General features: G+C 63.4%; 16 protein-coding genes. 3 read left to right on the forward strand and 13 right to left on the reverse strand.

Annotated features, from left to right (window positions below):
• Window positions 1–30: 30 nt before the first annotated feature.
• The 7 genes from OG417_RS07730 to OG417_RS07760 are packed head-to-tail and all read right to left on the reverse strand — an operon-like array spanning window position 31 to window position 3865.
• On the reverse strand, window positions 31–1788 hold the full coding sequence (locus tag OG417_RS07730) for an FtsK/SpoIIIE domain-containing protein (RefSeq protein ID WP_329251773.1): 1758 nt from the start codon (window positions 1786–1788) through the stop codon (window positions 31–33).
• Window positions 1788–2132, reverse strand: a complete 345-nt coding sequence (locus tag OG417_RS07735) for a hypothetical protein (RefSeq protein ID WP_329251775.1) — start codon at window positions 2130–2132, stop codon at window positions 1788–1790. The genes OG417_RS07730 and OG417_RS07735 overlap by 1 nt, the downstream gene beginning before the upstream one ends.
• Window positions 2133–2155: 23 nt before the next feature.
• On the reverse strand, window positions 2156–2353 hold the full coding sequence (locus OG417_RS07740) for a hypothetical protein (protein ID WP_329251778.1): 198 nt from the start codon (window positions 2351–2353) through the stop codon (window positions 2156–2158).
• Between the two features lie 35 nt (window positions 2354–2388).
• Window positions 2389–3138, reverse strand: a complete 750-nt coding sequence (locus tag OG417_RS07745; protein WP_329251780.1) for a DUF2637 domain-containing protein — start codon at window positions 3136–3138, stop codon at window positions 2389–2391.
• An 11-nt stretch (window positions 3139–3149) separates the two neighbouring features.
• Window positions 3150–3287 (reverse strand): hypothetical protein, encoded by a 138-nt coding sequence (locus OG417_RS07750; RefSeq protein ID WP_329251782.1) that lies wholly within the window; start codon window positions 3285–3287, stop codon window positions 3150–3152.
• Entirely contained in the window at window positions 3284–3511 is a 228-nt protein-coding gene (locus OG417_RS07755) for a hypothetical protein (RefSeq protein ID WP_329251785.1), read from the reverse strand. The genes OG417_RS07750 and OG417_RS07755 overlap by 4 nt, the downstream gene beginning before the upstream one ends.
• Window positions 3512–3514: 3 nt before the next feature.
• Window positions 3515–3865 carry a hypothetical protein gene (locus OG417_RS07760; protein WP_329251787.1) on the reverse strand — a complete coding sequence of 117 codons (351 nt, stop codon included), beginning with the start codon at window positions 3863–3865 and terminating at the stop codon, window positions 3515–3517.
• Window positions 3866–4072: 207 nt separating this feature from the next.
• On the opposite strand from OG417_RS07760, the gene OG417_RS07765 reads away from it, so the two are divergent.
• Window positions 4073–4927: a GntR family transcriptional regulator gene (locus tag OG417_RS07765; RefSeq protein ID WP_329251790.1), complete on the forward strand. Its 855-nt coding sequence runs from the start codon at window positions 4073–4075 to the stop codon at window positions 4925–4927.
• A 165-nt stretch (window positions 4928–5092) separates the two neighbouring features.
• On the opposite strand, the gene OG417_RS07770 is transcribed toward OG417_RS07765, so the two are convergent.
• The 5 genes from OG417_RS07770 to OG417_RS07790 form a co-directional block, all read right to left on the reverse strand.
• A complete protein-coding gene (locus tag OG417_RS07770; protein ID WP_329251793.1) occupies window positions 5093–5854 on the reverse strand; it encodes a GntR family transcriptional regulator in 762 nt (253 codons plus the stop codon).
• Between the two features lie 86 nt (window positions 5855–5940).
• On the reverse strand, window positions 5941–6297 hold the full coding sequence (locus tag OG417_RS07775) for a helix-turn-helix domain-containing protein (RefSeq protein WP_329251796.1): 357 nt from the start codon (window positions 6295–6297) through the stop codon (window positions 5941–5943).
• Between the two features lie 53 nt (window positions 6298–6350).
• Window positions 6351–7157 (reverse strand): SAM-dependent methyltransferase, encoded by an 807-nt coding sequence (locus tag OG417_RS07780; RefSeq protein ID WP_329251800.1) that lies wholly within the window; start codon window positions 7155–7157, stop codon window positions 6351–6353.
• Window positions 7158–7178: 21 nt separating this feature from the next.
• Window positions 7179–7391 carry a hypothetical protein gene (locus OG417_RS07785; RefSeq protein ID WP_329251803.1) on the reverse strand — a complete coding sequence of 71 codons (213 nt, stop codon included), beginning with the start codon at window positions 7389–7391 and terminating at the stop codon, window positions 7179–7181.
• Between the two features lie 143 nt (window positions 7392–7534).
• Window positions 7535–7885 carry a hypothetical protein gene (locus OG417_RS07790; RefSeq protein ID WP_329251806.1) on the reverse strand — a complete coding sequence of 117 codons (351 nt, stop codon included), beginning with the start codon at window positions 7883–7885 and terminating at the stop codon, window positions 7535–7537.
• A gap of 591 nt (window positions 7886–8476) precedes the next feature.
• Here OG417_RS07790 and OG417_RS07795 point away from each other — a divergent pair.
• Window positions 8477–9814: a hypothetical protein gene (locus OG417_RS07795; protein ID WP_329251809.1), complete on the forward strand. Its 1338-nt coding sequence runs from the start codon at window positions 8477–8479 to the stop codon at window positions 9812–9814.
• A 231-nt stretch (window positions 9815–10045) separates the two neighbouring features.
• Here OG417_RS07795 and OG417_RS07800 read toward each other — a convergent pair whose 3' ends face one another.
• On the reverse strand, window positions 10046–11014 hold the full coding sequence (locus OG417_RS07800; RefSeq protein WP_329251812.1) for an ATP-binding protein: 969 nt from the start codon (window positions 11012–11014) through the stop codon (window positions 10046–10048).
• A gap of 522 nt (window positions 11015–11536) precedes the next feature.
• On the opposite strand from OG417_RS07800, the gene OG417_RS07805 reads away from it, so the two are divergent.
• Window positions 11537–12643 carry a dsDNA nuclease domain-containing protein gene (locus OG417_RS07805; RefSeq protein ID WP_329251814.1) on the forward strand — a complete coding sequence of 369 codons (1107 nt, stop codon included), beginning with the start codon at window positions 11537–11539 and terminating at the stop codon, window positions 12641–12643.
• The last annotated feature ends 4 nt before the right edge of the window (window positions 12644–12647 follow it).

Genomic DNA, 12647 nt, shown 5'->3' on the forward strand with positions numbered 1-12647 from the left:
AGGTTTGCACGTTGCACGACCGTCGTTCGGTCACGAAGCGTTGAGGTTGGCGCACCACTGGCCGCGTACGATCTGGACGGCGCGGCCGGCCTTGGCGTGTTCCTTGAGCCGGTAGTAGACCCATCGTCGGCTCTTGCCCGATTCATTCATCAGCGCGTCGACCGAGACGCCGTTCTCCGGCGCTGTGAGGAGAGCGCGCCAGAGTCGCTCTTCGGCCGTTGGCTGTGAGGTCGGCGAGGGATGCGGAACAGCGTTGTGTGGCTCTTCTTCGGCTGGTGGCTGCGGTGGGTTGAGTACCGGCCGTGTGGCGCCGTGTGCGTGCGCTGTGGCCGCGACGTCGTTGTCGGTGATGAGGTACGCGCGGGCGCGTTTGGGGTGTGGGTGTTCGGGCGCGGAGATGAGGAGCTTGCCGGGAGCGTCGAGGGTGTGAGCATGCCAACCGGCGTTGTACATGCCCTGCCCAAGGACCAGGTCGACGTCGCGGCGCTCTCGTACGCGCAGGCAGATGCGTACGTCCATCTGTGAGCGGGTCGCCCCGTGCCCCATGGCTTTCTGCGTGGGGCGTTGGGTGGCGGCGAGAAGGGTCACGGCGACGGCGCGTCCGCGTCTGGCGATCGAGTCCGCATAGGTCATCGCGTCTTCTGGTAGTTCGGCGTACTCGTCGATGACGATGACCAGCGCTGGCCGGCGGGTCGTGGGCTCCCATACCCGTGCGCCGTCGTGGCCGGACTCGTCCGCGCGCCGGTCCAGTTCGGCGACGGCGTCGCGGAGGAGGTTAGTGGCCTGTTCGGGCGTGGTGGCGAGCCGCCCGAGTGCCTTGGTCCAGGGGCGGAGTTCCATGCCGCCCTTGAGGTCGATGCCCCAGATCACCACGTCGTGACAGGCCGCGAGCGCGGCGAGGATGACGTTGAGGACACCGGACTTGCCCGACCCGACGACACCGCCGATGAGGGCGTGCCTGCGTAGCAGGAGGACGGTGGCGGGTGTGGCGTCCTCGAACACCCCCAGTGGGATCGGGCGCGTGATGGTCCGAACGTCGGACGCCTGCCACGGGACGGGTCGTGAATGCGGGTCGGTGTGCAGGACACGCATGAGGAAGTGGTCCGCGCGGGCGGTGTCGGCTTCGATCCGTACGGCTCCGGGTCGGGTACCGAGCGCGGATTCGATCGCGGGAAGCTTGGCGATCGCGTCGGCAACCGTGTGGCCTCTGCGGAGCGCCATGCGGGCGGTGTAGCCCCAGGCGTCGACGACCGCCGACAGGACCCGTGAGCCTGCCAGGCCGATCGAGTCGGCGACTTCGGGCCAGGCCGCGAGCTTGCGTTCCACGCTGACTCGGGAGCGTCGGCGACGATGCGCCCACCAGGGAACCGCCAGGATCAACGCCCCGAGCAGCAGGCGGGGCATGGGCGGTGACAGCGGTCCGAACGCGGTCGCGGCGGCGCACCAGGAGCCTGCGGCCATGGCCACCGCGGTGGCATAAAGGCGTTCGCTGCGGCGTGCCAGGCCGACGCGGTGGCCGAGACCGGTGAGTGCCGAGCCGGCGACCGTGGAGAGTATGAGGAGAAGCGGCCACGCGTGCGGATGCGTGGTGTGCAGCAGCCACCCGGCGGCCAAGGTGCCGAGGGTCAGATAGAGCGGGACGAGTTCGGAGCGGTACCGCCACAGCCAACGGCCGATGAGGACGATGACCAGGTCGGGAAGCTGGTCGCCGTCATTGATGACGATCATGGGCTGAAGCCCGGCGCGCCTCATCTTCCGGGTGTGCCGCCGCATCTGATGGGTTCGCATCAGACGCGGCCTCCTTCGCTCGGGGGCAGGAAGCCTTGGGCGCTGAGTTCGTCGCGGAGGTAGTAGAGGGGATCGGGTTCTTCGTCACGGTGGGAGTTGAGCGTGGCGTGCGCGGCGGCGACGAGGTTCGCGAGGTTCAGGCGGGTTGCCGCTACCTCGGATGCGAGCCGCTTGACCTCGAAGACGAGGAAGGGAACGTCATCGATCGCGATGTTCAGGTAGTGCAGGAGGTTCGTGAGGTGGGGGATCGAGTCGGACAGGTTGGCGAGGATCGCTTTCGCGGTGCGGTTGCGGTGACGAACCTCCTGGATGTCGATCCTGACGTGCTGTGGAGCGTTGGGCACTAGGCATCACCTCTTTCGGGTCACTACTGGGAGAGGCTTCGGACGATGGCGGTGACGAGTTGGCGGATCTGTGGTGCTGCGCTGGTCGCTGCCAGGAAGAACCCGAAGAGCAGGCACACGGCGATGTGCCAGGCACGCAGACCCATGTAGCGCCAGGCGATCCAGACGATCGCGCCGAGGATGGCGATGAGCGGGATGGAGACGGTCACGAGTTGCCTCACCTCCTTTCCGCGTCGGCTGGGCAGGGGACTAGCGCTCACTGGCCGTCGGTTTTGCCGGTCTCGTCGGGTGTGGCGGTCTCCGGGACCTGGAGGCGCCGGCGGAGTTCGGTGGCGCGCGGAGTGCTGATCCGTAGTTCGGTCCTGAGCGCGTCCCGAGTGATCGGCTTTCCGTGAATTTCTTGGTACCGAGCGGATGCGGTACGAGCGGCGGCTAGTAGGTCGTCCTCCGTGCGATACCGGGAGCGGCGCCTGCGCGCGGGACGGCGGCTCGCCGGTTCGCGGACGTTCTGCGGTTCGTCCTCACCCCCGTCCTTGTCGTTGTGAGCGGCATCGGTCCTGCTGCGGAGCGCGTGGAGATGAGCCGTGAGCCCGAGGACGGCGGCCGGTACGGCGCCGACGAGTACGACGATCGGCCACGTCATGTTGATCAGACCGGTACCGATGGCGTGGTAGGTCGCGTTGCCGGTGATGCTCATCCCGATGGCGCCGAGAGCGTTGGATCGGGCGAAGCGACGCGCGGCGGACGAACGGGTTGTACTCGCCAGCCAAACGCGTGCCGAGGTCATCGCGTGTGCGTCGAGGGTGAGTGGGAGCAACCACGCCAGCCGTACGGGCCAGCCGGTGAGGGTGGCCAGCCCGTAGAGGCCGGAGAAGCTTGCGACTGCGGCAGAAGCGGCGGCGATGGTCATGCCGATCAGGACCCACCAGTCCCGTACCGGCTCCTGCGGGGGTGGCTTCGGGACGGCGGTCGGTACCGAAGCCGGAACGGTGTCGGTCGTGGGCATCGGATGTCCTCTCAGATGTCGTTGATGAACTTGCGGCGGCGCCAGCGGGCGCGGTACCGGCACTTACGGCACCGGCGGGCGGCGGCTTCGGTACGCGCGCCGCACAGGCAGGCGTCACGTCGGATGTCCTTGGGAATGCGCATACTCACCTCGTCAGGCTGTGGCGGTCGGGGGTCTCGTCCGGGGTCTGGGTTCGGACCGTGACGCCGAGGCATCGGCGGGTCGCCGACGTGGCCGGGGTCCGGGCGGTAGTGGTCAGGCTCAGCCGGCGTTCCTCGGTGTGGATGCCGACAAGCAACGTCACGAACGCGCCGGCCGCGCCACCGGCCAGGAAGACGGCCAGGAGCATCACGAGGCATCCGGTGATGGTCATCGCTCACACCTCCTGTGAGGACGTGTCGGGGGTGACGGCGTCGGCGTAGGTCTGCGCGGCCTTATGCCGGGCGCGGCAGTCGTTGCTGATCGCGGTGATCGAGTACGTCACGGGTCCGAAGTGGCGGCGCATCGAGTAGTGGCCGTGGCCCAGCGATTCGGTGTCGATCTCGGCACCGAACAGAGCGGCGAAGCGGTCCACCTCGGCGCACTTGGCCTTGTCTGTACCGCTCGGGAACACGTACAGGTCGGCGCCGAGGGGGACGGGGGCAAGGGGATTTGCCTCCAACCAGCCCGCGAGGGCACGAAGACCCGCGATCAAGTGCAGGCGCTGGGGGTCGTCGGTGTGGGGCATGAAGATCACTCCTTCGGTAGTGCGCCTTCCGGGGGCGGCGCCTCTCCATAGTGTGCGCGCACAGCTGTGCGCGTCAAGACGTTCGCACACATCTTCGCGCGTTAACCTGAACGCGCACAGCCGTGCGTGTACGGTTGGACGTACACACGTGTGCGCGCTACAGTGCGGAAAGGCGCGGGTCCGCGCAGGTGAAGGAGCGGAGAGACCATGGCTGGGGCCACATCGCCAAGCGGCGACGAGAGCACCACGGGCGCGAAGAAGGAACCGTCCCTGTGGGAGACGGTTCGTGATCAACTCATTGCAGAGATCGAGTCGGGCGCTTACCCGGCCGGCGCGCTCCTGCCGTCCGTACGCGAACTGACGGCGAAGTTGACCGTCAGCACCACCACGGCGCGCAAGGCTCTAGCGGAACTCGTCAGCGCTGGCTACGCCCGTTCCGAGGGAACGCGCGGCCATGTCTCGGAAGGCCCGAATGCCGGACGGGTAGACGTCCCCCCGGCGGCCCTAGACGTGGGGCCACGAGCGGGCACGCACGCCGTGAGCGGAACCGTAATCGTTCGTACCGCGGTACGTATCCCCGTAGACGGCGCTGTGCCTGGACAACCGCCAGGTATAGATGTTCGCAGTGAAGCGGCTCCTGCCGAGGTAGCGCTAGCGCTGCGCTTGCCCGATCCGACTGTTCCCTTGATTGTGCGTCGTCGTCTCACAGTGGATGCGCACGGCGTTCCGTCGCAATTGCGAGTCAGTTACATTGCCCCGGCGTTCGTGGAGGGAACACGACTTGCCGAGCCGGACCTGATTGAAGAGTCGTGGCAATCGGCCCTAGCGCACGCTCGTGAACTCGACGTCAAGGTGATCGAAAGTTACGTGACCGCGCGTCACCCTAACGACGCAGAAGCGGCGATGCTTGGCCTCACTCCTACGTCGTGTGTGCTGGTACGAGTCGATGTCACCCAGGCGACCGGACCCCTTGACGGACAAGAGGGAACACGGCCGATCGACTACACGATCACTGTCTGGCCAGCGGACAACACACGCCTTGATCTGGAGATTCGCCAATGACTGAGGGAACTGAACCGCAAGTACTTTGTCCAGAGTGCGGATCATCCGAGATAGGGACGACTTCGGTGATCGAGTTCGGTGAAGAGATCGGCTGTCGCCAGTGCCAGGCGTGCGGCCGCATCTTCGACTGTGGACGGGTCGAGGCGCCGTAGAACGCTCTCCGCGTTAGCCGATTTCAGTCCGATACTGGAATTCGTACCGGTCAGCGCGATAGAGGATCTTGGCAACCTCTACGGGAACGTCTCCCGCCCAAAACGTCTGCCAGATCTGGACCACAGGGGTGTCGGATTCGATGCCGAGACGAATCGCCTCATGAGGAAGAGGCATCCGGACCTTGAGAAACTCTTCTTCCGCATCAACGCGGATCCCGATCGCATCAAAGCGTGGGACGATTCCCTTGCCGCTGTGTGGCCCGTCGTGTGGCGACTCGATGGCCGTACCCTCGGTGATCGACAGCGGTTCCCACGCGACGCTGAACGAGACCGGTTCGCCTCCCATGCTGATCGCATAAGAGGTCTCGGTCACTGGATCGCCCTCGTTGATCCCGAGCCGCTCCGCTACCTCCGCGGGCGCCTCTGCGCGCTCCGTCTCGTGCTCGACATGCAGCTCCATGCCTGCGCGCGCGGACTCCTGCCGATATGTCGGTCGGCCGTCATGGCGACGCTGGAATCGATCCCAATGTACCCGGACAAGTGGCGGATCTTTCACAACAAACGCATCTTGGCCATTTACAAAGCGGATTAGTCCCAAGCTGCGGAGGGCGATCAACGCTCGTCGGACCGTGGCCGACGGGCAACCCCACTGCTCGCTCAGCTCCTGGAGGCTGGGCAACTGAGCATCTGTGGCCAGCTCTCCGAGCTTGATCTTGCCTTGGATGTCGTCAACGATGGCCTTGAACGGGGGATTCTGCGGATCAGGCTCGCCCATGCGCGAATTCTCTCACAGCACGAGAGGACTCATCCGCTGAGTTGATGGAGCGTCTTCGCGGCAGGGACACATCCTGGGGTCTCGGTTCAACGACATGCGCCTCCGCGACCTCTCACGGTCGTGTTCTTCATGAGGAACCGGCGCATCGTTCCGTAGCTGACTTCGAACTGCTCGGCGACGCGTCGAATCGACCAGCCTTGTTCGTACAGGCGTACGGCGTCCTGCTCGCGTTGCTGCTGTTCACCTGAATCGGTGGGTTCGGAGTTCAGTACGGCGATGATCTCGCTTCGACGGTAGCGGCGGTGCCCGCCGGGCGTTGCGAGAGCGGAGAGGACTCCGTCGCGTGCCCAACGGGCGATGGTGGTGGTGCGTACGCCGAACAGTTCGGCGACTTCACGTGGCCGGAGCAGGTCGTCTTCGGGTGAGGAGCCGGGGTAAGGCACGAGGGGGCCGTTCTAACTCGAATTTTGAGGAGAGGGAGACATACGACGTGCTGTCAGGGGCGGCGTAGTGGCGGTTTGCGGGCGATCCCGCCGAGGATGCGTAGGGTCGTGGGGAGCCCGATGCGGCCTGGCCACTGCGTGACGCTGGCCACGCCGGGCTGAAGGAGTTCCAGCCCGGCGAACCAGGACGTGATGTGCTCGGCGGTCCGGAAAATCACCGGCGCGGTCGCGTCCTTGTAGGCGTCTCGGATCTGGGCGATCAGAGTGGGGTCGGTGTCGCTGGAGGTCACTGCCGACAGGGCGAGGAAGCTTCCGGCCGCTATGGCGTCGGTGAAGGCGGTGATGATCCGCTGCGGTTCCTCGGCCTCGGTGATGAAGTGCAGGACCGCTGTGCACAGCACCAGGACCGGTTGCGATAGGTCGATGACGTCGTTGAACCCCGGGTCGGCCAGGATCGACCAGGGTCGTCGTATATCGCCTTCGATGATCGTGTAGCCGCCGCGGGACACTGCCGCGCGTTGGTGGCTCAAGACCACAGGGTCGTTGTCCACTCCGATCACGCGTACGTGCGGATTGGCGGCGCAGGCGATCTCAGCGACGTTGGGTGAGGTGGGGATTCCCGTGCCCAGGTCGATGATCTGCTCAACGCCGGCCTCGACACAGTCCCGTACGGCGCGCAGCGAGAAACCACGGTTCGCCCGCGCTAGCCGTGGCGCTGCGGGAAATGCATCGATGACCTTCTTTCCGGCCTCACGATCGGCGGCGAAGTTGTCCTTGCCGCCCAGATAGAAGTCATAGACCCGCGCCGGGGCTGCCTTGATAGCACTGAATGCTGGCGTGGAATAAGAATCAGGGCGCATGGGAGGTGTAGCTCTTTCCGGTCACGGGATCAATTCAGGTGTGAACGGTCTAACCGAAGTCGCGTCACGGTGAATGGGCTTGAAACTGTCGATGAGTGTGGGGGTGTGGTGGAGTTCGGCCTGCCGCATCGCATCCAGCAGCTCAGCAGAGGTTGGCTCATCCAGCACGAGTCGATCAGGAGCGAAGCAGCCGAACGCGGTGAACGTCTGATGCCAGGCGGACCACATCACCACCCAGCGACGGTTTCGCTCCTGAATTCGCTGGGCCTCTTCCCGGCATCGGGCGTCCCTCGACTTCTTCTGGGGTCTGTCGGATCTGGTCGGCCGGGCCAATAGCCCCGACGGGTCTCGGCCGGCTGACCTTCCGGCGCAGATCATCATGCCTCGACTTCCTCTGGCGGAATGATGCCGAGGTACTGCGCTCCCAGCCGTGCTATGCCCTCCGCTTCGATGATCGGACGGCTGCGTTTGGCTTCATGGAGCATGTAGTACTGTCTCGACGCATCAACCGTGAACGCCAAAGGCGTAGGCCCGAACGACACGAGCGCCAGCCGCGTGCACAGCGAACCTCGCTCGACCCCGGCGTCCTCCAGGGTGTGACACAAGCGGGAGAGGAGTTTGAACTCCGCCCGCCAAGGACCACCGTTAGGGCCGCCTTCGTTTTCTTCTCGACGTAGATCGAACGGGCATAGCGAACCCGGACCGGCAGAAATTCCATGGTGATTCATGAGTCGTTCCTCTCTGGACGGTCGGGAAACAATGTGTTGTGGAAGATCCGTGCGACGCCCGCCGGATCAATGACCGGGTGCCTGCATTGGCCCTCACGCCAAACGAAGTACTCGCCCGTCTCATCTACCGTGATCAACAACGGGCCGATATCGCTATGACGGACTATGGCCGCCGGCTTCGCGTCGCTCATTCCGACGTTCAGTCCGGCCTTCGCCAACTCCTTACATAGCTGGACAATGAGCTCTAGGTTTAGATCGCGACTTAGCTCACGGAACACATGCTCACCAACTTTCATCCCCCCGCATGAACTGGGCCGGTGCGTCTGGCGCCAGCCTCCGAAGGGTGGGTATCTGGCTCCGTGCCCTACCTTCGCGGCTTACTCCTGCCGAATGCCAGGTCCATCCGAGTTCGCGCGAGCGACTGGGTGAACCTTCCGTTCTGAAGAGCGTTCTGATCGAGTGAGTTGCCTCGTCAGGCGTGGCCAGAGTGCAGTCTGATCGCGTAAGCTCGCATCGAGACCAGTTGGCGGCTGTGAGGTGTTCTGATTGGCTCACGAGAGACGGCTCAGCCCGAACGCGCGCCTGGCCGATTTGATCAAGACATCCGGTCTCTCGTACGCGGCCTTGGCGCAGGCCGTCAATCGCCTCGGGTACCTAGCGGGCAAGACGTTGAATTACTCCAAGTCCGCTGTATCCCGCTGGATCGCAGGGGAGCAGCCCAGAAATCCGGTACCCGAACTCCTTCTTGAGGTCTTTCGCAAGAAGTTGGGCCGTGAGTTTACCTATCGGGATCTTGGGTTCGATATTGCGGAGGCGGACATCGAGATACGGAGTCTTTGGTATTCCGACCTCAGTACGACTCTGGACGTAGCGCCTTTGATGTGGAGCCATGACGTGTTCCGTCGCGATCTCTTAAAGTCCTCCGCTGTCGCGGTAGGCGCCATGACCGCGCCAGCACGAAACTTCCTTCCCTTCGAGCCGGACAGGTGTAGATCCCGCACTGGGTCGATCCCAGTCAGTCTGGGTGACGTAAAGATGATCAGGGAAGTCGCTCATCAATATTGGCGCTGGGATTCAAAATATGGAGGAGGTAGGTTCCGTGAGCAACTGGTCTACTTCCTTCACAGTCATGTCGCACCTTTGCTTGGCGGCCGTTACGGCGAGAAAGTGGGTTGCGGCCTGTTCTCTGCGGCCGGAGAGGCGACCATGTTCGCCGGATGGATGGCGTATGACATGGCCAGCCTCGGATTAGCGCAGCGGTACTACACTCAGGCGCTGCGCATGGCCCAGGCTGCGGGCGACCGCCAGCTTGGCGGAGAGATTCTGACGTGTATGGCTTATGTGGCCAATTCTGCTGGCGCTCCAGACGATGCGATACAGCTTTGCGAATACGCGCTCGATATAACTAAGGGGCGCGTTCCGCCTCGCGTGCAGTCTTATATCTACTCAGTCTTGAGCCGATGCCTGGCAAGCGCGCCCAGCTCGCCTCGGAACCGTCCTGCGGCCCTAACGGCTCTCAACGCAGCCGAACGCCACTTCGCCCGGCCTCTGGATGGTTCAGAGAACGCTTGGGTGGCGGGAATCGACTTCCGGGGGCTCCAGACGCAAGCAGCGCATGTACTGTCTGAGCTTGGAATGACCGGTCGTGCGCACGAGGCGATTTCGGTTGCTCTGGACGGACGAGATGAGAGTCACCGGCGCGCAGTAGCCTTCTGCAAACTGTATCTGGGAATGGTGCACGTCAAAGAAGACGACGCAGAGGCGGCCGTTGCGGCTGGCGATGAGGTGCTGAACCTCCTACCCGGCTTGGAAACAGCCAGAGTTCAACAGGGGCTTGCGCGCCTTCAGCGGGAGATCAACAGCTTGGGCGATACGGATCCGATCCGCACGTTCAACGAACGCGCCCGCACCCTAGGCGACCGATCTTGAGTGGGGCGCCCGCGTTACGAGTGCGTGACCAATCCGCGTCCGCCGGCCCTTGGTGGACGGCGCTCCACCGCTACCGGATGCCAGGCATTCGCGTAAGTCCGAGCGAGTCCGAGTGATCTCCCCGGAACGACAGAAGCCGCCCCGCCCCTTCGAAGATATGCGAGGCGGCCGGTGAGTGGCGCGAGCTGGATTTGAACCCGCGACCTGCAGATTATGAGCCCGGCGAGCCGGTCACGAGGGCTGAGCGACGACCGCCGGCGAGCCGATGACGAAATCGGGGTCGATCTGGGCTTCCAGGTCTTGGCCGATCGCGGCGTTGGCCCAGGCTCGGGCGTTCTTCACGTGGAACTCGATGGCCTGGCGGGTGAACTTGTCCCAATCCTTCGTCTGGCCGTCGACGGCGGATTGGAGGGTGGCCAGTGCCGAGCGGTCGTCCGGGGACAGGTCGGCGATGTCGAGGGGGCGGCCCTGCTCCATCGCCCGTACGGCGGCGGACTGGCCCACGCAGCACAGCAGTGCGTCGCCGACGCTGTCGCGGAGGAATGCCACGTCGTCGGCGTCGTGGACCTTGTTGCCGATGACGCGCAGGGCGACGTCGTAGTCCGCGGCGTAGTCGACCCACTGGCGGTAGACGGCGACGCCCTTCCTCGTCGGCTCGGCTACGAGGAACGTCAGGTCGAAGCGGGTGAACATGCCCGAGGCGAAGGACTCGGCGCCGGCCGTGCAGTCGACCACCACGTATTCGCCCGGGCCGTCGACGAGGTGGTTGAGGTACAGCTCGACGGCCCCTGTCTTGGAGTGGTAACACGCGACGCCCAGGTCATCGTCGGTGAACGGCCCGGTGACCATGAGCCTGGCTCCGGCGACCTCGGTGGACAGCCTGGCGTGGATGGGGTCGTCGCCGCCCGGCCGGAGCAGGCGGGAGCCGGTGCCGGGCGGAGTCGTCTTCACCATGGACGCCGTGGAGGCGATGCGCGGGTTGGTCCCCCGTAGGTACGTCTTGATCTCCGACAGGTGCTCCCCCATCGCCGGGATCGCGGCCGCCGCCTCCTCCGACATGCCCAGCGCGACCCCGAGATGCTGGTTGATGTCGGCATCGATCGCGACCACCGGCGCACCCGTGGCCACCAGATGCCGCACGAACAGTGAGGACAACGTCGTCTTTCCGCTGCCGCCCTTACCGACAAAAGCGATCTTCACGGTCCCTCCCAGGACGGACGGGCGCCGACGGCTCGCCGGCGCGTCGCCATGCATGGCCCATGGCTAACAGTGCACAACTGAATCGACAACTACTTACGGTGACAGTGAGGAGGTCAACCGGGATAGCCATTGTCACCGACTGTGGCCGAGTGGCGAGGGCACTCTATCGAGAGCGAAAACCGTTTTCAGCCACTTGACGCTCGAATGAGATCGATGTTGACGGATTCCTCCGGATCTTTGCGTTACTCGGCGGATCTATCCATTGATCCTTCCGCAAAAACGGTTTCGGTCCAGCCGAATCCGGCAGATGGATTGAGTCTGGAAACAGTGGGCTATCTAGGACAACCTAGGGGGGTGGTGCACCGTCGAGTATGTGCAAGATCTGGCTATTGAGCGCATCGCTGTGCCTGTCGCTCAGAGAGTGGAGGAGCGGAGCTTGGCCGACCGTGGAACCAACTTGACGGATGTGGCGCCTGGCGCTGGCCAGCTGCTGCGTCCTGTGGCGTTTGGGTTAAGGCATCAATGTCTCTAGCGACTGGGCCTGGCAGCTCCGCTCGGCGAGCTCGACGTGGCTATCGTTATCAGGATCTCCGGACTGTCGGCTACTGCCTAGGTCTAATAGACGAGACCTGGGATGAGGTAACCCCCGAAAGTGAAGAGGACGTAACTTGTCGCGGGCACCGGCCTAGCCTTACCCGCCACATCCAGATAAAGACCGTGGAGAAGCCGAATACGCTATGGTCCATCAGTTACGTCTGCCGACCGGAAACCGAGGGAAAGCCGGAGACCAGCATTCTAGGTCGGCTATTTACCGAAAAAAAGAGACTGGGAAAAGACGTACACTTCCATCTCGTCGTAAATGAAATAACAGCTGCCAATCTAAGGCCTTTTATTGTCGAACCGGCCGAGCAGGGTGATCCAGATACCGCAAGAAAATCTCAGTCCATCCAAGATGTATCACTGAGATTGAAGGATCTGCGGCTAGAGGACGGTCAGACGGTTGACGAGCTCCTCGGGCGCTTCACAATCGAGGTATCTGCTCGCGACAATGAGCAGCTTATGCTTGTTATCGCAAGTCAGGTCTCTGTGGTTTGCGGAAAATGGAATGAAGCATTGCTGCATGAAGAAGCATGCGCAATAGCCAAAATATTGGCATCGGAGATCGCGGACATCTCGCAAAGTCCAACTGTTCAAAGTCTTACTCGTGGTAACTTCGAGCCTATGTTGCGCGATGCTATAAGACAGGCGCGCGGTGAGCTTACCAGTCCTCCTAACATGCTGGACAAGCCCCTAAAGTCAAAACTTGCAGCCGCAAAGCTCGAAAGAGAGCGCATCCTGGAAGCGCAACAATATCGAGTTACATACAATCGCCGCCGGCGCGCCGCTATGGGAAGTCGCAGCGACGCGTTCCGCCGCCTTCAGGAAGACGTCTACTATGCGTGTGAGCTGCTGCAATCAAAACGTCAGCTAGGAGAAATCGGAGCTGGTCCGGCCGCTTATGCGGCCACTGTTACAGAAGTCGCACGCCTTATGAAAGAGGGCGACTATTTCAAGGAAGGGCTTAGTATTGCAGACGGCATGGGAACGCTTCATGATATCACTGCCCGATGCGTGAATCGTTATGCCTAAGAGC

It is taken from the genome of Actinoallomurus sp. NBC_01490 (genome assembly GCF_036227085.1).
Lineage (GTDB): Bacteria > Actinomycetota > Actinomycetes > Streptosporangiales > Streptosporangiaceae > Actinoallomurus > Actinoallomurus oryzae.

Bases quoted from the DNA above. Each gene is read 5' to 3' on its own strand.
- OG417_RS07730 (WP_329251773.1), bottom strand. From the start codon at position 1,788: ATGCGAACCCATCAGATGCGGCGGCACACCCGGAAGATGAGGCGCGCC.
- OG417_RS07745 (WP_329251780.1), bottom strand. From the start codon at position 3,138: ATGCCCACGACCGACACCGTTCCGGCTTCGGTACCGACCGCCGTCCCG.
- OG417_RS07755 (WP_329251785.1), bottom strand. From the start codon at position 3,511: ATGACCATCACCGGATGCCTCGTGATGCTCCTGGCCGTCTTCCTGGCC.
- OG417_RS07760 (WP_329251787.1), bottom strand. From the start codon at position 3,865: ATGCCCCACACCGACGACCCCCAGCGCCTGCACTTGATCGCGGGTCTT.
- OG417_RS07765 (WP_329251790.1), top strand. From the start codon at position 4,073: ATGGCTGGGGCCACATCGCCAAGCGGCGACGAGAGCACCACGGGCGCG.
- OG417_RS07770 (WP_329251793.1), bottom strand. From the start codon at position 5,854: ATGGGCGAGCCTGATCCGCAGAATCCCCCGTTCAAGGCCATCGTTGAC.
- OG417_RS07780 (WP_329251800.1), bottom strand. From the start codon at position 7,157: ATGCGCCCTGATTCTTATTCCACGCCAGCATTCAGTGCTATCAAGGCA.
- OG417_RS07790 (WP_329251806.1), bottom strand. From the start codon at position 7,885: ATGAATCACCATGGAATTTCTGCCGGTCCGGGTTCGCTATGCCCGTTC.
- OG417_RS07805 (WP_329251814.1), top strand. From the start codon at position 11,537: ATGTCTCTAGCGACTGGGCCTGGCAGCTCCGCTCGGCGAGCTCGACGT.